The 21,902-nt window shown below is 64.6% G+C and carries 22 protein-coding genes; 8 read left to right on the forward strand and 14 right to left on the reverse strand.

All coding sequences use genetic code 11. From position 1 onward, the window contains the following. Positions 1-67: 67 nt before the first annotated feature. The 3 genes from ABH922_RS15780 to guaB all read right to left on the reverse strand — a co-directional run bounded on the left by ABH922_RS15780 (position 68) and on the right by guaB (position 4,677). Complete coding sequence (locus ABH922_RS15780) at positions 68-1,813, reverse strand: GMC oxidoreductase (protein WP_424807817.1); 1,746 nt, start codon at positions 1,811-1,813, stop codon at positions 68-70. Between the two features lie 173 nt (positions 1,814-1,986). Continuing rightward, positions 1,987-3,126, reverse strand: coding sequence for a GuaB3 family IMP dehydrogenase-related protein (locus ABH922_RS15785; protein ID WP_424807818.1), 1,140 nt, complete (start codon positions 3,124-3,126; stop codon positions 1,987-1,989). A 27-nt stretch (positions 3,127-3,153) separates the two neighbouring features. Further along, the gene (gene guaB / locus ABH922_RS15790) at positions 3,154-4,677 is read right to left on the reverse strand and encodes an IMP dehydrogenase (protein ID WP_424807819.1); all 1,524 of its coding nucleotides are present in this window, start codon (positions 4,675-4,677) and stop codon (positions 3,154-3,156) included. Between the two features lie 247 nt (positions 4,678-4,924). Between guaB and ABH922_RS15795 the strand changes: the two genes are divergently transcribed. After that, positions 4,925-5,329 carry a DUF5319 domain-containing protein gene (locus ABH922_RS15795; RefSeq protein ID WP_424807820.1) on the forward strand — a complete coding sequence of 135 codons (405 nt, stop codon included), beginning with the start codon at positions 4,925-4,927 and terminating at the stop codon, positions 5,327-5,329. 129 nt (positions 5,330-5,458) lie between these two features. On the opposite strand, the gene ABH922_RS15800 is transcribed toward ABH922_RS15795, so the two are convergent. The 3 genes from ABH922_RS15800 to ABH922_RS15810 form a co-directional block, all read right to left on the reverse strand. Beyond that, complete coding sequence (locus tag ABH922_RS15800; RefSeq protein WP_424807821.1) at positions 5,459-6,364, reverse strand: anti-sigma-D factor RsdA; 906 nt, start codon at positions 6,362-6,364, stop codon at positions 5,459-5,461. Then, entirely contained in the window at positions 6,357-6,935 is a 579-nt protein-coding gene (locus ABH922_RS15805; protein ID WP_424807822.1) for a sigma-70 family RNA polymerase sigma factor, read from the reverse strand. Before ABH922_RS15805 ends, ABH922_RS15800 begins: the two co-directional genes overlap by 8 nt. A 154-nt stretch (positions 6,936-7,089) precedes the next feature. Then, the gene (locus ABH922_RS15810) at positions 7,090-7,905 is read right to left on the reverse strand and encodes a hypothetical protein (protein ID WP_424807823.1); all 816 of its coding nucleotides are present in this window, start codon (positions 7,903-7,905) and stop codon (positions 7,090-7,092) included. Between the two features lie 599 nt (positions 7,906-8,504). Here ABH922_RS15810 and ABH922_RS15815 point away from each other — a divergent pair. The 4 genes from ABH922_RS15815 (at position 8,505) to ABH922_RS15830 (ending at position 11,133) form a co-directional block, all read left to right on the forward strand. Further along, on the forward strand, positions 8,505-8,804 hold the full coding sequence (locus ABH922_RS15815; RefSeq protein ID WP_424807824.1) for a WhiB family transcriptional regulator: 300 nt from the start codon (positions 8,505-8,507) through the stop codon (positions 8,802-8,804). 166 nt (positions 8,805-8,970) lie between these two features. Continuing rightward, entirely contained in the window at positions 8,971-9,639 is a 669-nt protein-coding gene (locus tag ABH922_RS15820; RefSeq protein ID WP_424807825.1) for a fasciclin domain-containing protein, read from the forward strand. 89 nt (positions 9,640-9,728) lie between these two features. Then, complete coding sequence (locus tag ABH922_RS15825) at positions 9,729-10,403, forward strand: sigma-70 family RNA polymerase sigma factor (protein ID WP_424809692.1); 675 nt, start codon at positions 9,729-9,731, stop codon at positions 10,401-10,403. Between the two features lies 1 nt (position 10,404). Next, the gene (locus ABH922_RS15830) at positions 10,405-11,133 is read left to right on the forward strand and encodes an anti-sigma factor (protein WP_424807826.1); all 729 of its coding nucleotides are present in this window, start codon (positions 10,405-10,407) and stop codon (positions 11,131-11,133) included. Positions 11,134-11,202: 69 nt separating this feature from the next. Here the strand turns inward: ABH922_RS15830 and groL are convergent, their stop codons facing one another. Continuing rightward, entirely contained in the window at positions 11,203-12,813 is a 1,611-nt protein-coding gene (gene groL, locus ABH922_RS15835; protein ID WP_424807827.1) for a chaperonin GroEL, read from the reverse strand. 118 nt (positions 12,814-12,931) lie between these two features. Further along, positions 12,932-13,231 (reverse strand): co-chaperone GroES, encoded by a 300-nt coding sequence (gene groES, locus ABH922_RS15840; protein ID WP_003940763.1) that lies wholly within the window; start codon positions 13,229-13,231, stop codon positions 12,932-12,934. 1 nt (position 13,232) lies between these two features. Here groES and ABH922_RS15845 point away from each other — a divergent pair, with 1 nt between their 5' ends. From ABH922_RS15845 to ABH922_RS15855, 3 genes are all read left to right on the forward strand, one after another. Continuing rightward, positions 13,233-13,370 (forward strand): hypothetical protein, encoded by a 138-nt coding sequence (locus ABH922_RS15845; RefSeq protein ID WP_424807828.1) that lies wholly within the window; start codon positions 13,233-13,235, stop codon positions 13,368-13,370. 92 nt (positions 13,371-13,462) lie between these two features. Continuing rightward, positions 13,463-15,178, forward strand: coding sequence for a TIGR03767 family metallophosphoesterase (locus tag ABH922_RS15850; protein ID WP_424807829.1), 1,716 nt, complete (start codon positions 13,463-13,465; stop codon positions 15,176-15,178). A gap of 289 nt (positions 15,179-15,467) precedes the next feature. Further along, positions 15,468-16,952, forward strand: coding sequence for an Hsp70 family protein (locus ABH922_RS15855; protein WP_424807830.1), 1,485 nt, complete (start codon positions 15,468-15,470; stop codon positions 16,950-16,952). Between the two features lie 3 nt (positions 16,953-16,955). Here ABH922_RS15855 and tsaD read toward each other — a convergent pair whose 3' ends face one another. The 6 genes from tsaD to alr are packed head-to-tail and all read right to left on the reverse strand — an operon-like array spanning position 16,956 to position 21,887. Continuing rightward, positions 16,956-17,993 carry a tRNA (adenosine(37)-N6)-threonylcarbamoyltransferase complex transferase subunit TsaD gene (gene tsaD / locus ABH922_RS15860; protein ID WP_424807831.1) on the reverse strand — a complete coding sequence of 346 codons (1,038 nt, stop codon included), beginning with the start codon at positions 17,991-17,993 and terminating at the stop codon, positions 16,956-16,958. Continuing rightward, entirely contained in the window at positions 17,990-18,484 is a 495-nt protein-coding gene (rimI, locus tag ABH922_RS15865) for a ribosomal protein S18-alanine N-acetyltransferase (protein WP_424807832.1), read from the reverse strand. Before rimI ends, tsaD begins: the two co-directional genes overlap by 4 nt. Further along, positions 18,481-19,128 carry a tRNA (adenosine(37)-N6)-threonylcarbamoyltransferase complex dimerization subunit type 1 TsaB gene (gene tsaB, locus ABH922_RS15870; protein WP_424807833.1) on the reverse strand — a complete coding sequence of 216 codons (648 nt, stop codon included), beginning with the start codon at positions 19,126-19,128 and terminating at the stop codon, positions 18,481-18,483. Before tsaB ends, rimI begins: the two co-directional genes overlap by 4 nt. A gap of 44 nt (positions 19,129-19,172) precedes the next feature. After that, positions 19,173-19,664 carry a tRNA (adenosine(37)-N6)-threonylcarbamoyltransferase complex ATPase subunit type 1 TsaE gene (gene tsaE / locus ABH922_RS15875; RefSeq protein ID WP_424807834.1) on the reverse strand — a complete coding sequence of 164 codons (492 nt, stop codon included), beginning with the start codon at positions 19,662-19,664 and terminating at the stop codon, positions 19,173-19,175. Beyond that, positions 19,654-20,706 carry an alpha/beta fold hydrolase gene (locus ABH922_RS15880; protein ID WP_424807835.1) on the reverse strand — a complete coding sequence of 351 codons (1,053 nt, stop codon included), beginning with the start codon at positions 20,704-20,706 and terminating at the stop codon, positions 19,654-19,656. Before ABH922_RS15880 ends, tsaE begins: the two co-directional genes overlap by 11 nt. After that, complete coding sequence (gene alr, locus ABH922_RS15885) at positions 20,703-21,887, reverse strand: alanine racemase (protein WP_424807836.1); 1,185 nt, start codon at positions 21,885-21,887, stop codon at positions 20,703-20,705. Before alr ends, ABH922_RS15880 begins: the two co-directional genes overlap by 4 nt. Between the last annotated feature and the right edge of the window lie 15 nt (positions 21,888-21,902).

Genomic DNA, 21,902 nt, shown 5'->3' on the forward strand with positions numbered 1-21,902 from the left:
GCGCGGCACCTCGAAGGGCGCGGCACCGAGCAACATTCGGCGACGCGCCCTTCGTCGGCAACGATGCTCAGGCAGCCCCGGAATCCGCCGGAGCCTTCTTACCGCTGGTGATCTTGACTATCGGTAGCACCAGCGCGGCAGGCGCGGACGCCGGAACAACAGGCGACTTGGGCTCGACCGGAGCCACCCGCTCGTACGCAGCGCCCTGAGCGGGCCGGGTGTCCTGCTCCCCCTTGTTGGGCCACATCGACGCGGCACGCTCGGCCTGCGCCGAAATGGTCAACGACGGATTCACACCCAGGTTCGCCGAGACGGCAGAGCCGTCCACGACACTGAGTGTCGGGTAGCCGAACACGCGATGATAGGGATCGATGACGCCGTGATCGGGGTCGGTCGCGATAGCACAGCCACCCAGGAAGTGGGCGGTGAGTGGAACATTGAAGATCTCGCCCCACGTGCCGCCGGCAACGCCGTCGATCTTCGCCGCCACTCGCCTGGTGGCCTCGTTCCCTTCGGGAATCCACGTCGGGTTCGGCTCACCATGGCCCTGCTTGCTGGTGACCTTGCGCCGGCCGAACAACCCCTTCTTCGTGTACGTGGTGATGGAGTTGTCGAGATTCTGCATCACCAGAGCGATGATGGTGCGCTCACTCCAGTCCTTGACCGTCATCATGCGCAGGAACTGGGCGGGGTTACGTGCAACCGCACCGAGCCACGTCACCCATCGAGGCTTGCTGCCGCCGCCGTCGGTCATCAGGGTCTGCAACAGGCCCATGGCATTGGAACCCTTACCGTAACGGACCGGCTCGATGTGGGTGTCGCTACTCGGATGGAACGACGACGTGATGGCAACCCCACGAGTCAGGTCCAGATCCGGATCCACCTTGTACTTGCCCGCTCCCACGATGGACTCGGAGTTGGTGCGGGTGAGCTCACCGAGCGTATCGGACAAGTTGGGTAGCGCTCCGGTGTCCTTCATGTCGAACAGAAGATGCTGAGTGCCCCAGGTACCCGCCGCCAGAATCACGTGGCCTGCCGTGTACGTGCGACGATTCTTGCGCCTGAACGCACCCGTCCGCTCGGTGAAGACGTCCCACGAACCGTCACGGGACTCACGCAGCCCCGACACCGTTGTCATCGGAATAATCTGCGCCCCAGCCTTTTCCGCCAAGCCCAGATAGTTCTTGAGTAGAGTGTTCTTGGCACCGTGACGACAACCGGTCATGCACTCGCCACACTCGATGCACCCGGTACGCTCCGGCCCGACCCCACCGAAGTACGGATCGGCGGCTTTCTTGCCCGCCTCGCCGAAGTACACGCCGACCGGAGTCTGGATGAACGTGTCGCCGACCCCCATGTCGTCGGCGACCGACTTCATGATCTCGTCCGCCGGCGTCATGTGCGGGTTCTGCACCACGCCGAGCATCTTCTGGGCCTGCTCGTAGTACGGGGTGAGTTCGCTGCGCCAGTCGGTGATGTGGGCCCACTGCTTGTCCTGGAAGAACGGCTCGGGCGGTTGGTAGAGCGTGTTCGCATAGTTCAGCGAGCCTCCACCGACACCCGCTCCGGCCAGGATCAGGCAATCACGCAGCAGGTGCACCCGTTGAATACCGAAGCATCCGAGCTTGGGAGCCCAGAGGAACTTCTTCAGATCCCAACTGGTTTTCGCGAAATCCGCGTCGGCGTAGCGGCGGCCGGCCTCGAGGACACCGACCTTGTACCCCTTCTCGACGAGTCGAAGCGCACTCACGCTGCCACCGAAACCGGAACCGACAATCAGGACATCGAAGTCTGTCGCCCGCTGCTTGCCCATCTGGACACCTCCACCGTCAACCGTAGTTACCAGTCAGTATGCACCTACGCCTTGTGACAACCACCACAGGGCCCCTGCTAAGCGTAACCGTAAGTACCAGCAATGCAAGAAATGCGGCGCAACGAGCCGTGGCCCCGGTTCCCGAGAGAACCGAGGCCACGAAAAGCGAGAAATCAGGCGCGAACCGTCAATCCGACCTTCTGGAACTCCTTGAGATCCGAGTAGCCGGTCTTCGCCATCGACCGACGCAGACCGCCCACCAGATTCAGCGAACCGTACGGATCGTCGGAGGGACCGCTGAGAACCTGATCGAGGCTCGGGCGCTCACCGTAGGACACCGGCAGCAACGCACCGCGCGGAACCGACGGATGCGCAGCCGCTGACGGCCAGTACCAGCCGCCACCGGGAGCCTCGGCCGATACGGCCAGCGGAGCCCCCAGCACTGCGGCATCGGCGCCACACGCGATGGCCTTCGCCAGATCACCGGACGAGTTGATGTCACCGTCTGCGATGACGTGGACGTAACGTCCACCCGTCTCGTCCAGGTAGTCCCGGCGAGCGGCAGCCGCATCTGCGATGGCAGTGGCCATCGGAACACCGATACCCAGGACCTCACCGGTAGTGGTGGCACCCTCCGTGGAGCCGTAACCCACGATGACACCTGCCGCCCCGGTGCGCATCAGGTGCAACGCGGTGCGGTGATCACTGACGCCGCCCGCGATCACCGGAACGTCGAGCTCCGAGATGAACGTCTTCAGGTTCAGCGGCTCCTGCTCGGTGTGCACGACGTGCTCGGCCGAGATGATCGTGCCGTGCACGACCAACAGGTCGATACCCGCCTTGATCAGCTCCGGCGTCAACGCACGCGCATTCTGCGGGCTGACCCGAACCGCCGTCGTCACGCCGGAATCACGAACCTGGGCCACCGCGGCAGCCAACAAACCAGCCTGCAACGGCGCTGCATGCAGCTCCTGCAGGTAGCGGATCGCAGCGTCGACTCCACCGTCCTCTTCCGCGATCTCGACGAGCCGTCGCAGCTTGTCCTCCACGTCCGCGTGACGGCCCCACAGGCCCTCACCGTTGATGACGCCGAGCCCGCCGCGCTTGCCCAACTCGATCGCGAAGGTCGGCGAGACCAACGCGTCGGTGGGGTGAGCGAGTACGGGAATGTCGAACCTGTAGGCGTCGATCTGCCAGGCAGTCGACACCTCCTTCGACGAACGGGTCCGCCGGGAGGGGACGATGTTCACATCGTCCAGCTGGTAGGTACGTCGGGCCGTTCGACCCATGCCGATCTCAACGAGGTCGCGCACGCGCGCCCCTTTCTCGTGTTCTGGTTACTAACGAGCGGTGTAGTTGGGTGCTTCGACCGTCATGGTGATGTCGTGCGGATGAGATTCCTTGAGCCCCGCCGCAGTGATCTGGACGAACTGCGCTTCCTGCAGCTCCTCGATCGTCGCTGCACCCGTGTATCCCATCGCCGCACGCAGACCACCGGTGAGCTGATGTGTCACCTGGGTCAACGGTCCGCGGAACGGGACACGTCCTTCGATTCCCTCCGGAACCAACTTGTCCTCGGAAAGAACATCGTCCTGGAAGTAGCGGTCCTTGGAGTAGGACTTCGCCGAACCGCGGGTCTGCATGGCGCCGAGCGAACCCATGCCGCGGTAACTCTTGAACTGCTTGCCGCCGACCAGGATCAGTTCACCCGGCGACTCCGCCGTACCGGCGAGCAGCGAGCCGAGCATCGCCGTCGACGCGCCGGCCGCGAGAGCCTTCGCGATGTCGCCCGAGAACTGCAGACCACCATCGGCGATCACCGGGATGCCCCGCGGTTTGGCAGCGGCGACAGCCTCGAGGATCGCGGTGAACTGCGGAGCACCGACACCGGCAACGACACGCGTCGTGCAGATCGAGCCCGGCCCGACACCCACCTTGACGGCGTCGACGCCCGCTTCGATGAGCGCGAGCGCACCCCCACGGGTAGCCACATTGCCGCCGATGATCTGGACGCGGTCGCCCACTTCACCCTTGAGTTTGGTGATCATCTCGAGCACGTTCGAGGAATGTCCGTGGGCACTGTCCACGACGAGCACGTCCACGCCGGCGTCCGTGAGGGTCATCGCGCGCTGCCAGGCATCGGCGCCGGCGCCCACGGCCGCACCGACCAGCAGCCGGCCGTCACGATCCTTGGTGGCATCGGGATGCTGCTCGGTCTTGACGAAATCCTTGACCGTGATCAGACCGGTCAACTTGCCCGAGCCGTCCACGATGGGCAGCTTTTCGATCTTGTGGCGACGCAGCAGGCCCAGCGCGACGTCGGCCGTCACGCCCTCCTGAGCGGTGATGAGCGGAACCTTGGTCATGATCTCCACGACGGGACGGTTCTGATCCACCTCGAAGCGCATGTCGCGGTTTGTGACGATACCGAGCAACTGACCGGCGTCGTCGGTGACCGGCAGACCCGAGATGCGGAAGCGCGCGCACTTGGCGTCGACTTCACCAAGAGTGTCCGTAGGACGACAGGTGACCGGATCCGTCACCATCCCGGCCTCGGAACGTTTGACCGTCTCCACCTGTCCGGCCTGCACCTCCACCGACGAGTTGCGATGCAGCACGCCCATGCCACCCGCACGCGCCATGGCGATGGCCATCCGAGCCTCGGTGACCGTATCCATCGCGGAGCTGACCAGCGGGACGCGCAGACGGATCTCGCGAGTCAGCTGGCTCGACGTGTCGACCTGGCTCGGGATGACATCGGACGCGGCAGGCAGCAGCAGCACGTCGTCGTACGTCAATCCCAGCATCGCGACCTTGTTGGGGTCGTCTCCTCCGGTGTGCACATGTCCTGCAGAACTTGTCATGCGGTCAGGACCCTCCATGGACCTAGATTCTCCCCGCGACGTGAAAACCTCGACGGTCGGTCGCGGACAGATGACGAAAAGCTGGATAACGGATAGAAGGTACCGGCAGAATCAGATATTCCTGGCACCCTTTCCCGACAGTGCACACCATGGTATCGGCTGCAGGGAGCCTCGTGATAATCCCACCCATGCAGGCAGTACGACTAACGAGTGGCGCGGAGCACCCTGACCTGCGTACCGTGGGGCTGTGCGCGATCAACTGCCTCCAGGTCTGCCGCCGGACCCCTTCGCCGGCGACCCCGCCGACCCATCCGCTGCTCTCGATGCCATCGAGCCCGGCCAACCTCTCGATCCCCACGAACGCCAAGCGGTCGAGGAGGATCTCGCCGACCTCGCTGTTTACGAAGCGCTCTTGGCACACCGTGGCATCCGCGGGCTCGTGGTGTGCTGCGAAGACTGCCAGCAAGACCACTACCACGACTGGGACATGCTGCGGGCAAATCTGCTCCAACTCCTCGTGGACGGCACCGTCCGACCGCACGAGCCGGCCTACGATCCCATGCCAGAGGCATATGTCACGTGGGACTACTGCCGCGGTTACGCCGACGCCTCGATGAACGAGGCCATGCACGGCGACAGCTTCGACAACTGAGTTTCCGCACCACTGTGGGCCGACAAGCACATTGCTTGTCGGCCCACAGTGGTATCAGAACGTCCCGTCTCGAACAATCGCGAGCTCGAGGACCGAACCCGTCTCAGTCGTTCGGTCCCGGAACTCGTCTCACGCCGGTGGTGACGGCGGCGACCACGACGACGACGCCGGTGTCGGCGCGGATGTAGTCACCGACGGTGACGTGGGGCTCAGCGATGTCTGCTGAGGCACCGAACTGGGCGAGGTAGTCACCGCGCTGGTCGTCGTCGAGCTCGGTGCATCCGTCTTGGTCGAGGTGACCGGAGGATGAGATTCGGTTGTCGAATCCTGAGGCGCCCTCGTGCTGGACTCGCTCTCGGACGGCTCGACGTCGACGTTCGTCGTCGTGGCCGCGACCGGAGGTGCTGCAGGGGCATCGGTCTGCTCGACCTGAGACATCAACTTGCCCCAGCGCTCCACGAGATCAGTCTTCTCAGGTGAGTCCTTGACATCGTCTGCGCGGTGAGCTGCGTTGTCCAACACCAGCTTTGCGGCCGGAATGTCACCTACAGCGAGTAATCGCTCGGCCTTCTCCAATTCCGACGTGGTGTCGATCTTGGCCACCGTCGAATTCGCCTCCTGACTGAAGACGACCTGCTTGACACCCCACAGAGCATCGCCGGGCTCAGCACCGTACGCGAATGCCGTCGCACCGCCGAACAACACCGCGATAGTGGCGGCGGCTGCAGCAACCGGACGAACAAGACGTAGTTTCGGCGCGCCGGGGCGACTGCCGATCGACGCGGCCACAATCGCAGCTTCTACCTCGTCGAGCGAGGGCCCCTGCGGCATCGGAGTCGACACCACGTCGTCGCGCCAGTTCGAGAGGATCAAGGCAAGTTCGTATTGTGCAGCGTTTTCGGTCGATACGGGTCCACCGCTCGAGATGGCCTCGATCAGCGCGTCGTCGCGCCGAACAGCGGCCAGATCCATCGGAGTGCCGTCGTCGGCGAGATCACCGAGATTCGAGGCGTCGTGCCCGTCGTCTCTAGCCATAACTCTCACCAGCTTTCATGACTTCCTTCTTCAATTTCGCGATCGCCCGGTGCTGGGCGACTCTTACAGCTCCTGCGGTACTACCCACCGCCGCAGCGGTTTCCTCCGCCGACAAACCCACCACCAGACGAAGTATCAAGATCTCCCGATGCTTCTCCGGCAGAGTGGCGAGCAGCGCCTGCATCTGACGGCCCGACTCCGAATCGAGCGCTCGCTGCTCGGGTCCGTCGTCAAGTGCAATCACATCCGGTACTTCGGAAACGGGCTCCGACTTGTTACGTGCGGAATTTCGGTGGGCATCAGCGACTTTGTGCGCGGCGATGCCGTACACGAAAGCCATGAACGGTCTTCCCTGATCCTGATAACGCGGTAGCGCCGTCATCACTGCCAGACATACCTCCTGGGCGACATCATCGGCCGACAGGTGCCCGCGCTCGGCAGCACCCACCCGGCCCCGGCAGTAGCGAACCACCATCGGTCGAATGTTTTCCAGAACAAAAGCAAGAGCTGCACGATCGCCCTGCGCCGCAGACGCAACCGCGGAGTCCAACTCGTCGCTCGTATTTGTCATCGTCAGCGAAAATCCTGGCGTTACAGTGGCACCTCCTGAGCGGGTGTGCTCCCGCTCTCAGCGGAACCCTCTAAGAGTAACCATCGAAACAGACCACCTTGTCGACGACCGAGAATTTCAGCGGCACCGGTGGCCTGAAATCCGGCGAAACGCACTACCACGTGCTACGCAGCGCGCCGCCACGGTCGACAATTCTGCGCTCCAACTCACTGCTGTCGGGGGCCGTAGGCACCCCGGACACCCCTTCCACCAGCATGGACGCCGCCCAAGCCAACGGCTCGAGCCCTAATCGCCTGCTCCGCTCGAACACGTCCTTCGCCAGCACCACAGCATCGCCCGAATCTTTGCCCGTCAACGCCGCGCTGCGTAGCAGGTCGGACTTGACCTGATGTCGAACCGACGACCCCCGCGAAGCCAGGAGCGCGGCGCGCTCGGCATGCCCGGTTGCCCGCTCCGCATCGCCGCTCGCGAGTGACAATTCCGCGCTGACCCAACTCAGCCTGATCGACTGCCTCCACACCAGGTCGGCATCGACGCGATCGACTTCGTCCGCACACCGCTCCAACAACCGCCGGCCGAGCCTCAATCGACCGCAACCCAATGCGTCGGCCGCAAGGCCGGTGAGCGCATCGCAGCGCGCCGCGCGGACCTCGGGAGCCGACGGGAGTCCACCGAGCAGAGCCAGAGCCCGGCCGTCGTGTGCCGACGCCGCCGCGTGCCATCCGGTCTGCCGCAGAAACGAGGCCCTTGTACTGGCGGAGAGCGATGCTCCGACACCGTCACCGATTTGCCGGGTACGACGATCCACGACGTCGAGAGCCGTCCGAGCGCGGCTGTAGTACCCCTGCCCGCCGAGAACTACGGCCGTCAACCAAGCGTCCCGGACGGACTCCGACGCGGGAAGTCGCTGCAGATCCGGCCGTGAGCCGAAGGCGGCGGTGTCGAGCACGATGGTGGTGGAGTGCATCATCAGATGATCGCAGGAGGCGATCCGGCGCGGCCGCACAGTCCTCGCAGCCATTCACCAGCTGTTCATCGACTATGTTTTTGCAGGTCATTTCGAATACTCGATACATTGCTATGACCAACGCGTTAACCAGTCATTACGAATTGGACGATCGACCTGAAAAAATCGAGGAATAAGGTCCCTAAACGATCTTTACAATTATTGAAGGCACAACAGACAAATCAGGTAATGCTCATGCATTGCATTCGCGACATTTTCGCCACCCTGATCAACCAAAGATAGCGCTGATCTGTGCTTATCGCATCTCGCACAGCGTGACACGCATCTACCGACCAAGGACCCGATATTCTCACCTACCCCCGCCTCAACTCACGAGAACCCGGAAATGTAAAGGAATAGCTCGTTAACTCTGGCATTTCGAAATATGCCAATCCCCACTGACCGAGACTATTGACGCGATTTACTCAGCACCCTTACGGTTAACGAGCGTGAACGATTCAGAAAGCCCGGATCGTGAGCGATAGCGATTCAGAAAGCCCGGATAACCTTCGGGCGACAAGGTCCGCTCGTTGAACGAGACGAGCTTGCAGTAAGGAGTCAGCATGCCTGCACCGAATCATCTACCAGGCCCCAACGCAGATATCTGGGACTGGCAGATGCACGGCCTGTGCCGCGGAGTCGACTCCTCGATGTTCTTTCATCCCGACGGAGAACGCGGTCGAGCCCGAGCCCAACGCGAGACACGTGCGAAGGAAATGTGCCGTCAGTGCCCGGTCCTCATGCAGTGCCGCAGCCACGCGCTGACCGTCGCCGAGCCTTACGGAATCTGGGGTGGGATGTCCGAGACAGAGCGCGAGATGCACGCCCGCCACCGGCGAAACAACACCCGCATCGCATCCTGACCCTGCGCCCGCAGCGCCCGCCGAGAGCCCCCGAACATTCGGGGGCTCTCGGCGATTGTCCGCAGCCTCGCGGAAATCGATCGACACCCGACCCATCCGTCCGACGGTCCACTCCGAATGCCTCCTGACAGTGCACATCAGCACATCACTTCAGGAAGGCAGACCCATGAGCACCTCAACTCGAGTTCTGGCAGTCACGGCAGCAGCCTCGTTCGCGATCTTCGGCGTCGTCGGATGTTCCTCCGACAATGACAACTCGTCGACCGACACCACCAGCACCACGGCGTCCAGTTCGACGACGAGCTCGAGCATGTCGTCGACGTCCGCCATGGCAGCTCCGGCCTCCGGACTGGTCGGTGCCGGCTGTGCCGACTACGCCTCCGCCGTTCCCACCGGTGCCGGCTCCGTCAGCGGTATGGCACAGGATCCCGTCGCCACCGCCGCATCCAACAACCCGCTACTGACCACACTGACCGCAGCCGTCTCCGGACAGCTCAACCCGGACGTCAACCTCGTCGACACTCTCAACGGCGGCGAGTTCACCGTCTTCGCACCCGTCGACACCGCGTTCGCCAAGATCGACCCCGCCACCATCGACAGTCTCAAGACCGACAGCGCCACCCTGACCAAGATCCTGACCTACCACGTGGTCCCCGGCCAGATCGCGCCGGACGCCATCGACGGCACCCACCCGACCGCCGAAGGCGGAACGGTCACCGTCACCGGATCGGGAGACGACATCAAGGTCAACGACGCAACGGTCGTCTGCGGCGGCGTCAAGACTGCCAACGCAACCGTCTACCTCATCGACTCGGTGCTCATGCCCCCGCAGTAGTCCCCACCTGCTGTGCGCCTTTGTCAACCCTGGGCGGTTGACAAAGGCGCACAGGGATCACCCGGCGGGCCCGGAGAGAAGAACAAATGATGCACGCTACGGTTGTACGCGATGAACCGAGACAACTCGTGAGTGAGCCAGAGCCTGCCCCGGGCCCCGGACCCGCGCCAGACGCATGCCCGAGCGAGAACTCGGCAGCCCGCAGCGCCCGGATCGCCGAAGCACGGGAACTGGCCGTGATCCTCGGGAATGTTGCCGGCGGCGATCAGACCGCCTTCGCCGAGTTCTACGACCGAACTGTCGCGCGGGTGTACGGCATGGTGCTGCGGGTCCTACGAGATCCCGGGTATTCCGAAGAGGCCACCCAGGAGGTCTACCTCCAGGCTTGGCGCAACGCCGACAGTTTCGACCCCGCCAAGGGGTCCGCTCTCTCCTGGCTGCTCACCCTCGCGCACCGGCGCGCCGTCGACCGGGTTCGTTCCGAACAGTCCGGCACGCAGCGCCAACAGCTGTACGACACCACGTCGGTGACACCCGAATTCGACGTCGTCAGCGAAGAAGTGACCAGACGCGACGAGCACCGCGCCGTCACCGAATGTCTCGACACGCTGACGGATACCCAACGCCAGTCGGTGACGCTGGCCTACTACGGCGGACGCACGTATCGCGAAGTGGCCGAAGATCTCGGCGTGGCGATTCCCACGATAAAGTCGCGTATTCGCGACGGACTGCTACGCCTGCGCGGATGCTTGGGGGTGACGTGAGATGAACGAAGAACTGATCGACCTGGCCTACCCCTACGCGCTCGACGCCCTGGACGCCGAAGAGCGCGCCGACGTCGACCAGCGTCTTGCCGACGCCGACGCCGCGGATCGCGCCGAGTTCGAGGCACAGATACGGCTCACCGGTGAGACCATCGCCGCCTTGACCGTCGTCGATGCCGCCGATCCGCCGCCTGCACTGCGTGGCCGGATCCTGGACGTGATCGCCCAGGAGTCCGAACAACCGCCGGAGCGGCCGATCTCACTGACCGAGCGCCGAAACCGTCGACGCCCGTGGGTTGTCGCTCTCGCCGCAGCTGCTGCCGCCGCGATTCTGGCCGGCGGCATCGGCATCGGAGCCCGGATAGCCGGTACCGACGCACCACAGAACCCGACTGCGGTTATCATGGCCGCGCCCGACCTGCGCGCGGTCACCCGTGACATTCCAGGCGGCGGCAGCGCTACGACGATGTTCGCACCGTCGAAGGACGCCGCGGTTCTGGTGATGAACGACGTCACGCCGCCGAGCCCGGATTCCGTCTATCAGATGTGGTTGGTGGACGGCGACAAGATGACGTCGATGGGAACGATGACCGACGCCGACGTCGCGCCGACCACCACGGTGGTACTCGACGGCATCGGAAACAACACCGATCTGGCGTTCACCGTCGAACCACCTGGCGGGTCCACCGAACCCACCGGTGCACCGTTCGCGGTCATTCCGCTTCGATAGGACGACAGAGATCCCCCACCGCGTGCGGTGGGGGATCTCTGTCGTGCGTTCGGAACGGTCGAGCAGGAACTAGTGGCTGTGGCCGTGTCCTGTGTCTTCGACCTCGTCGACCGGCTTCTCGACGACAGCGCTTTCCGTGGTCAGGATCATCCGCGCGACGGAAGCGGCGTTGACCACTGCCGAACGAGTGACCTTGACGGGGTCGACCACACCGTCGGCAAGCAGGTTGCCGTAGGTGAGGGTAGCTGCGTTGAATCCTTCGCCCTTGGGCAGATCTGCGACCTTGTGGACGACGACGGAACCGTCGACGCCTGCGTTGGTGGAGATCCAGAACAGCGGCGCGTTGAGAGCTTCGCGAACCACGGCTACACCGGTGGCCTCGTCGCCCGTCAGTCCGAGATTGTCGACAAGAGCGGTGCCGGCCTGGACGATCGCCGATCCGCCGCCGGGAACAATGCCCTCCGCGACAGCTGCCTTGGCGGCGTTGACGGCGTCCTCGACGCGGAACTTGCGTTCCTTGAGGTCGGTCTCGGTGGCTGCGCCGACCTTGATGACCGCGACGCCACCGGACAGCTTCGCCAGACGCTCTTCGAGCTTCTCGCGATCCCAGTCGGAGTCGGTGTTCTCGATCTCGCGACGCAACTGCGCGACGCGGGTCGCGATGTCGTCTGCGGTGCCTGCACCGTCGACGATGACCGTCTCGTCCTTGGTGACGACAACGCGACGAGCGCTGCCGAGCAGGTCGATGCCGGCTTCCTTGAGGGACAGGCCGACGTCGGTGTTGATGACGGTGCCTGCGGTGACGACGGCGAGGTCGTCGAGGAATGCCTTGCGCCGATCACCGAAGAACGGAGCCTTGACGGCAACGGCCTTGATGGTCTTGCGGATGGAGTTGACCACGAGCGTGGAGAGCACTTCACCCTCGACGTCCTCGGCGATGATCAAGAGCGGCTTGCCGGACTCGGCAACCTTCTCGAGCAGCGGCAGGAAGTCGGGGAGCGAGCTGATCTTCTCGCGGAAGAGCAGGATGAGCGCGTCTTCGTAGACGGCCTTCTGCGCATCGAGATCGGTGACGAAGTAGGGCGAGAGGTAGCCCTTGTCGAACTGCACACCTTCGGTGACGACGAGTTCGGTGGACACGGTGGAGGATTCCTCGACCGTGACGACGCCGTCGGTACCGACGCGGGTGAGTGCCTCGCCGACCAGTGCGCCGATCTCCTCGTCCCGCGAGGACACGGTGGCGACCTGGGCGATCGAGCTCTGGCCCTCGACCGGGGTGGCAGCGGCGAGCAGTTCCTCGACGACCTTCTCGGCCGCGGCGTTGATGCCGACACCGAGTGCCATCGGGTTCGCGCCCGCTGCGATGTTCTTGAGGCCGCCGCGAACGATGGCCTGGGCCAGCACGGTCGCGGTGGTGGTGCCGTCGCCGGCAACGTCGTTGGTCTTGGTTGCGACGCTCTTGACGAGCTGCGCACCGAGGTTCTCGAACGGATCTTCGAGGTCGATCTCGCGGGCGATGCTCACACCGTCGTTGGTGACGGTGGGTCCGCCGAATGCCTTGGCGAGCACGACGTGGCGTCCACGCGGACCCAAGGTCACCTTGACGGCGTCGGCGAGCTTGTCGACGCCTGCTTCGAGAGCGCGGCGCGCGGTCTCGTTGAACGCAATTTGCTTGGACATCTTGTTCGGTCAGCTCCTGAATCTTCTTCGGCGCAACACGTGATGCGGGGTTCGTCAGCGCGTGGAACGCACTCCGCCCCGGGATCCTGTGTGGACTCCGGGGCGGATCACGTATGTCTTACTTGGAGACGACAGCCAGCACGTCGCGTGCCGACAGAATCAGGTATTCCTGGCCGGCGTACTTGATCTCGGTTCCGCCGTACTTGGAGTAGATGACGGTGTCACCCTCCTTGACGTCGACCGGGATGCGGTTGCCCTGCTCGTTGACGCGGCCTTCGCCGACTGCGACGACGGTGCCCTCCTGGGGCTTTTCCTTGGCCGTGTCCGGGATGACCAGGCCAGAGGCAGTCGTCGTTTCAGCCTCGTTGGCCTGGACGAGGATCTTGTCCTCGAGCGGCTTGATGTTGACGCTCGCCACGATGAGCCCTCCACTTGGGGTATGTGCGTCCGAGGCGATCCTCGGACGGCTGTTGGGTGTGCCGTTCACGGCGCGTCAGCAAGCCCCGTCGTCGCGGGTGCCGGAACTCGTTAAGCGCCAACTGGCACTCTATACGTGAGAGTGCCAACGCTCAAGGACTGGGCGGATCTTTTCTCCGCCTTCACCCCGAAACCATACGGACGTCCGCGTTGTTCACCTATTGTTCACTTCGTGTCCGACATGAACCGCCGTCGTTTTCTCACCTTCGCCGCCCTCGGCGCTGTCGGCGCCGTGAGCCTGGGAAGACCGTGGGGTCTGCAGTACGCCGGGGCCACCGCCTTGCCGACGTCGGGCGCAGGCACCACGCTCGACGGCGTCGCGACACCGATCGGCAGCAGCGGCTACCGCAAGCTCGGCGCGGGCCCCGGCTGGGCGGCCGTCGTCCGGGGCGAGCTGACCGAGCCGAAGCCCGGACGCGAAGACCGCCGCACCGCATTGGCGTCCTTCGTGCAATTGACGGACGTCCACATCCTCGACGCGCAGTCGCCGATGCGCTTCGAATACGTGCACCAGTTCACCGGCTCCGCCTTCCGCCCGCAGGAGACGCTCACCACTCACGGGCTCATTTCGCTTGTCCGTCAAGTGAATTCGATTGGACGCGGCCCGCACACGGCTCGACCGTTCGATGCCGTCGTCACCACCGGCGACAACACCGACAACAAGGAATTCGCGGAACTCGACTGGTTCCTCACCTGTCTCAACGGCGGAACCGTCATCGCCAACACCGGCGCTCCGGATCGCTACGAAGGCGTGCAGAACTCGGGCGCCACGCTGTACTGGAACCCAGAATCGCCGTTGTCGGACATGTACAAGAAGGCGGGCTTCCCCGAGATACCGGGCTTCTTCGATGCCGCGTTCACTCCCGTGTCGAGCCCCGGGCTGAAGACCCCGTGGTACTGCGTGTTCGGCAATCACGACGATGCCGTGAGCGGCACGATTCCCAGCGGTATTCCGCCGCTCGAATCGATGTACACCGGATCCTGGAAGTACGAGGTTCCCGACACCCCGGAGCAGGCACGGCAGATCGACATCGCCACGAAGTTCGATCCGAGTGCCATTCCCGCAATTCTTTCTGCTGTGGTCACACCGGCTCGTCAGGTCACTCCCGACCTGGCGCGCGCGCCGTTCACCCCGCGGCAGTTCATCGCAGCTCACCTCGATCCGGCGCACACCGGGCCCGGCCCGATCGGCCACGGTTTCGCCGCTGACGCCGACCGGACGGGGATCGGCTACTACTCGTTCGAAATCGCCCCGGGCGTGGTCGGGATCAGCATGGACTCCACCAATCGCGCCGGCCTGGTCGAGGGCAGCCTGGGCGCTGCTCAGTTCCAGTGGATCGAGAACACCCTGCGGGCCGGCAGCAGCACCTATTTCGACGCCGCGGGGTCGCGAGTACACGAGCCGCGCACAGACACCTATTTCGTGCTGTTCAGCCACCACACGAGTGACACGATGGGAAACCTGCTCCCGGATCCCGAGAACATCCTCGAGCCACGGCTGAGCGGTCCGCAGTTGCTGGATCTGTTGCACCGGTTCCCGAACGTGCTGGCGTGGGTGAACGGCCACACGCACGAGAACAAGATCACACCGCAGCCGGGTCGAACGCCCGAGCAGGGGTTCTGGGAGATCAACACCGCCTCCCATGTCGACTTCCCGCAACTAGGCCGCATCATCGAGATCACCGACAATCACGACGGCACGGTATCGCTGATCGGAACCCTGTTCGAGGCGGACAGCCCGTATCGCGTCGATCACGGCGACACGTCGGCGGCCGGCCTGGCGTCACTGTACCGAGAGCTCTCGTTCAACGACATCCACCGAGACCCGCAGTACACGGGCACGCCGATCGATCAGAACGTCGAACTCCTGGTTCCGACCGGCCGCTGACATTCGGGCTCACACCACCCTGCGTCGCCGCTGCCCGCTCGGTGTCGGCCTGGTCTCAGCCTGGTCTCGTCGACGCTGAAAAATTGCCCGCCGAGGTTGAACACAACTTATTTCGCCCCGATCCGACGCCGGTCGTCGGCCGGCAACATCGCAGGTAAAACCGCCCTTTCGGTCCGAAATGGACGTGTCCGAGAGGAAAAACACCACGCACTCCCCTCGGAAACTCTGTAACGTTCATATAACGACGACAGATTGACCGTGTGTCGGAACCATTCGGGAGGGGGTGTTCATGAGCAGTTCACTGGGTATTTCCACGGGATCGTCCGGCGTCTATTCGGCGCTCGTGGACAACGACTCCACCGCAAACACGCCTGGATCGGTATCCGCTCAAACTCGATTCGTCTCGGCAGACCACGCGAACACCAGCGTCGGCGATCTGGTGCGGGCCTCCATCAAGCTGATGACGACTCAGGTCACCGATTCTCCGGTATCGCCGCGCTCGGTGGGCGTGACCTATCGGACCTCCGATCAACTCGCGAGCATCAAGTCCGCGCTCGGACGGTCGTCCATGCAAGTCCGCCTCATCCCCGAACCGGCTGCCGTTCACGCTTACCTTGCCGAGACCGGCAAGGTCGAGCGATACGAGACCACCGCGCAAATCGACATCGGCGAGCAAGGAATCACGGTATCCGTCGTCGGGCACACCGGCGAAGTGCTGAACTCGGAACGCAGCGAGGCCTTGGGCGGTGCCGAGATCGACCGGGCGTTGGTTGCCTTCGTGACCGAAAATGCCGCCGGCTTCATGGGTCGGCATACCGATATCGAACTACTGGCATCGCGCTGCCATGTCGCGAAGGAACAACTCTCCACCGCTGACCACACGACCGTCGACCTGCCAGGCGGGCGGATGACCATCACCCGCAGCCAGTTCGAATCGATCATCTCCACCGACATCGAGCACGCCGTCTCCTTCGTGCGCACCTCGATCGAGAATGCCCCACGCACTGTCGACGCCGTCGTCCTGATCGGTGGCGGCGCCCATATTCCCGCAGTCAGATCGGCTGTCGCGGACACCGTGCAGCTACCGGTGGTGGAGATCGACGAGCCGGAAACCGCCGCGACCAAAGGTGCGGCGTTGCTGGCCGACTCCGTGATCGCGTTGCGCTACCCACTCACCGGAACCGGTCGAGTGGGCTCCGCCGCGAAGATATCCGGCGCACTGATCGGGGCACTCGTCGTCGGTGGACTCGTACTCGGCTACGGAGCCAGAGAACTGGCCCCGAGCAACCCCCCGATTTCTCCCGCCGGAACCGGCTCCACCACCACGAGCCACACGGTCAGGGAAGCCGAAACGGTCACCGAGAACACCGTCATCCCGTCCTACGATCCGCTTCCGTCGAATGATCCGATGCCGGTGCCCGTCCCCCGTTCGCAGCCGTACGAGCCGCAGCGCACCTACACCACCCCGCAGTACACTCTGCCGCCCGCGACCACGACATCCACGCCGGCCCCGACGACCACGGAACCGACTCCGCCTGCCACCACCACTGCCCCGCACTGGCCGAATCTGCCGGGGATCACCCTTCCGCCACCGCCACCGTGGTGGCCCACTGGCCCCGAAACCCAGGTTCCCCCGACCAGTACCGACAACGCCGGCGGGCAACCGAGTTCGAGCTCGAGCACGATCGGACCCGTTCCCGGTACACCGTCACAGCAGGAGTCGGCTCCGCCGACGGCTACCGCCACCGGGAGCGCGCTGGTTCCGGCGCCCTGAGGGTCAGCCGATCAGCTGACTGACCGACACCGACATACCCGGATCGGTGGCAACACCCAGATCGGACGGGCCTGCGCCCGCACCGATGAGATGCGCGGCCAGTGACGCGATCATGACTCCGTTGTCCGTGCACAAGCGCGGCTTCGGGATGCGCAATGTGATCCCCGCAGCCGCGCAACGCTCCTCGGCCAGAGATCGGATCCGGGAGTTCGCGGTCGCGCCGCCGCCGAGAACTATCGTGTCGACGCCCACGTCACGGGCTGCGCGTACGGCCTTCATCGTGAGTACGTCCGCGACTGCTTCCTGGAACGACGCGGCGACGTCCGGGATCGAGATTGCCTCCCCGGCGCGCTCGGTGGATTCCACATAGCGAGCCACCGATGTCTTGAGCCCGGAGAACGAGAAATCGTGACGCGAATCGCGAGCACCGGTCATTCCACGCGGAAACGCGATGGCAGCCCGATCTCCCCGCTGCGCAGCCGCATCCAAGGCCGGACCGCCTGGAAACCCGAGGCCGAGTAGACGCGCGACTTTGTCGAACGCCTCGCCGGCAGCGTCGTCGACCGTCGTGCCCAGCTCCACGATCGGCTTGCCGAGGTTCTCGACGTGCAACAGGTGCGTGTGCCCGCCCGAGACCAACAACGCGACACACGGCGGCAACGGCCCGTGCTCGAGTGTGTCCACCGACACGTGCCCGCCGAGGTGGTTGACCGCGTAGAACGGGATGTTCCACGCCGCCGCATACGCCTTGGCCGCAGCGACGCCGACCAGTAACGCGCCGGCCAGCCCCGGCCCGATGGTGACGGCCAGCGCATCGGGCTTGTCGATGTCCGCCGCAGCCAGAGCGCGTCGCATGGTCGGCACGATCGCCTCCAGATGGGCGCGCGAGGCGACCTCCGGAACAACACCGCCGTACCGGGCGTGCTGATCCACGCTCGATGCGACCTCGTCCGCCAACAAGTCACACGTACCGTCGCCGTTCCATCGAACGATTCCGACTCCGGTTTCGTCGCAAGAGCTTTCGACACCCATGACGATCATGCTTGTTGCTCCTTCGTGTCCCGCATCTCGCCGACGACCGGGCGTCGCATCGTGTACGCGTCCGCTCCGCTCGGCTGGTAGTACTTCTTACGCGTCCCGACCACGTCGAAACCTTCTCGCCGATAGAGTGCCATCGCCGCTTCGTTGTCGGTACGCACCTCGAGAAAAACAGCACACTCCCGGGTGTCGGCAACCGCCAACAACGCGGCCAGGAGTGCGCCACCGATTCCCAGACGCTGCGCCTGCGGGTCGGTACCGATGGTGTGCACTTCGGCCTCGAGGTTCGGTGGCGCACCCAGAACCGCGATGCCTGCATACCCGAGCACCAGACCGCCCGGACTCCGCGCCACGAAGTAGTGATTGTGCGAGCCCGCCAATTCCGAGACGAAGGCCTGCGCGCTCCACGGGCCGTCACCCGCGAACAACAGCCGCTCGAGTTCCGCGCACCGTTCGGCGTCACCGACCGTCATACGCTCGATGGAGTAACTCATTTGCCGCGTTCCGCCAGCGTCTTCGCATCGGGGCGGCGTAGGTACAACGGTTCGAGTGCGCTCGGTTCCGCACCGGCGAGGATTCCACGCGCAGCCACCGTCACCAAGCCGGCAGGTGACGGGGTCTCGGCGGGTTCTACGCGCACATCGAAATAGTCGACGTGCGATGCGGAACCGGCGATCACCGTCGACGGCGACGCCTCGACATCGGCAGGCGAATCGACTGCCGGACCCTGCACCCGCACACCCCGGTCGTACCGTGCCCAGTAGATTTCGCGCCGGCGCGCGTCGGTCACCACCAACAAGTTGTCCTTCGTCGACACCGCTGCCGCAATGGCGTCCAGGCTGCACACGCCGTACACCGGGATACCGAGTGCGTCACCGAACGCGGCGGCCGTCGCCATTCCGACCCTCAACCCGGTGTACGGACCGGGACCGACGCCGACCACCACCGCGTCGAGATCACCGGCAGCATGATCGGACTCGGCCAGACATTCGAGGACGTGGGGAGTCAGCACCTCGGCGTGAGCACGCGGGTTGACCGTCACACGCACGGCGAGGGTCCGCACCGAATCCGGCGACGTCAACGAGACGATACCGGCGGTGACAGCCGGCGTGGAGGTGTCGATTGCGAGAACAAGCACGGTGACTCAGGCTACCCGCCCGCGCCACCTCACTGCCCGGCCGCTCACGCGGACCAGGACCACTCGGCTGTCCGGACGTCCGATTCGGGCTCACGCCGCAACTGAACCCGCAGGTGCCGTTGCGCCAGGCGCTCGACGACGTCACCACCCCATTCGACCACCACGACGGTGTCGGTGAGATCGGTGTCGAGGTCGAGCGCGTCGAGTTCGTCGAGCGCGTTCGGTCCGCTGTCGCCGAGCCGGTAGGCGTCGACGTGCACCATCCCTACCGGCTCGCCGCCGTTCGGCCGCGTCCCGGGACGGTGCTCGCGGGCAATGACGAAGGTCGGCGACGTGATCCGCCCGAGTACACCGAGCCCGGCTCCGATACCACGCGTCAGCGCGGTCTTACCTGCACCGAGTGGTCCGTCCAGAATCACCAGATCGCCTGCCACCAAACCGGTTGCGAGCCGTTGCCCGAAGGCCTCGGTGTCTTCGGTGGTCGCCAAGACGACGGTCCCGGACTCCGCGAGATCTGATTCCCGCTCAACCGACATCGGAGCGCTCCTCTACCAATGCCCGATCCACGAGCGCTTCGACAGCGTCGGTGACAACCGTCGGGAATTCCAATTGCACCAGGTGTCCGGCACGGTGCACCCTGATCAGTTCGGATTTCGGCAGTTCGGCGGCCAACCGCTCCGAGCTGACGAACGGGATCACCATGTCCTGATCCCCGCAGATGACCACGGCCGGCGTATCGGCAAGCACTTCGACTGACGCCGACTCGTCGTGTAACTCCAAGGTTCGCAGAAAATTGACGACGGTCAGTACCGACGTGCGGTCGAGCATGCCGTCGGAGAACTCGAGCAACCTCGGACTGACCTCGGTACCGTACGACGCGGCGCGCAGGATCGGGGTGATGAGTACTCGCGCTGCGCCGCGAGCGTTCTGTACCAGAGCCGGTGCAGTCCGGACCGCCAGCCGGAAGCCGTCGATGACCGGGTTCTGCAGATTGCGGGTCAGCCCGGTTTCAGCGAGCCCGGCGGCCGTGGTGGAAATCAATCCGACGCCGATGACTCGGGATTCGAACCATTCCGGACGCTGCCCGGCCAGCGCGAGCACCGTCATCCCGCCCATCGAATGCCCGACCAGCACGATCGGGCCGTCCGGCACCTTCTCCTCGACGACCGTAGCCAGATCTCGGCCGAGTTGCGAGACGGTACAACTCTTCGACCGCGCCTTCGACGACTCCCCGTGGCCCCGCTGGTCGTAGAAGACCATCCGTACCCGGTTTCCCCAACGCTGTTCCAACTGGCGGCGCTGAAAGTGCCAGGAGAGCGCGCTCAGGCAGTATCCGTGCACGAACACCACGGTCAGCGGCGCATCGACCGGGCCGACCTCACGGACCGCCAGATCAACGCCGTCCTCGGTGCGGACGACGCTCGCACGATCGCGGGTCATCAGATCGAAATCCTCGTCGGCATAGATTTCCCGACCGGGGCGCGTTGCACTCCTGAACGCGTTGACGCCTGCCATCGAGCCGAGAGCCACAGCGCTGAGCAGACCGCCGAGAACACTCAGCCGCCCGGCCGTGTTCATTTCGGGTCCTCCCCGCCTCGGAACGTGCGCACCGTTCGACCCCTGATTCCCGTCACGATCTCGTAGTGAATGGTGTCGAGTGCGTCCGCCCAGGTCTGGGCGTGTGGCTCACCGCGACTGCCGTCGCCGAAGAAGATCGCGACGTCACCTTCGCGCACCCCACCACCGTCCGGTCCCAGATCGACCAACACCTGATCCATGCAGATCCGTCCGACTGCTTGCCGACGTGCCCCGCCGAGCTGTACCTCGAATCGGCCACTCAGGATCCGTGGTAGCCCGTCCGCGTAGCCGAGCGGCAACAGGGCCACCGTGGTGTCGCGCGGGGCGATCCACGTGTGCCCGTAGGACACTCCGTCACCGGCCTTCACCTTCTTCACCAGTAGCACTCGTGCCTGCAGAGTCATTGCCGGACGCAAACCGAAGTCGCCCAACTCCGGCACCGGGGACAGCCCGTACAGCGCGATACCCGGCCGAACCATGTCGAATCGCAGATCAGGCCGGGTGAGAACGGCTGCCGAATTCGACAGATGCACCACCTCGGGGTCGAGATCGAGCCCGCGGACGTCGGCAACGGCGTCGATCAACCGTTGCTTCTGCAGGTCTATGACCCGGTTGTGCGGTTCGTCGGAATGCGCCAGGTGCGAGAACACCGAGCGCAGACGAACACTGCCTGCACGATGGGCGGCACCGAGGTCTGTGAGCATCTGCGGCCAGTCCGCGCGAGAGACGCCGTTGCGATTGAGGCCGGTGTCCACCTTGAGCGCCACCGTAGCCGGGCGGCCCAGTTCGCGGGCAGCTGCCACAACCGACTCGAGGTGCCGCGGCGACGACACCCCGATCTCGATGTCGGCGTCGAGAGCCGACACGAAATCCGCGTCGACACCGTTGAGCCACGTCAGGATCGGTGCCGTGATCCCGGCGTTGCGAAGGGTCAGGGCTTCGGGAATGGTGGTGACGCCGAGTTCCCGAGCACCGGCGGCCAGAGCGGTCTGCGCCACCGCCGCCGCACCGTGGTTGTAACCGTCGGCTTTGATCACTGCCATCAGCGCTGCGTCGCCGGCGAATTTGCGGAGAATTCCGACGTTGTGGGTTATCGCCTCGAGATCTATCACGGCTTCGGTTTGCGGGTCCCGATCGTGGGCCGTGCGCGCCCGGGGTGTATTTCCCTCCACCAACGTCATGACTCAATCCTGCCA

Source organism: Rhodococcus sp. 27YEA15 (assembly GCF_049739425.1).
Lineage (GTDB): Bacteria > Actinomycetota > Actinomycetes > Mycobacteriales > Mycobacteriaceae > Rhodococcus_F.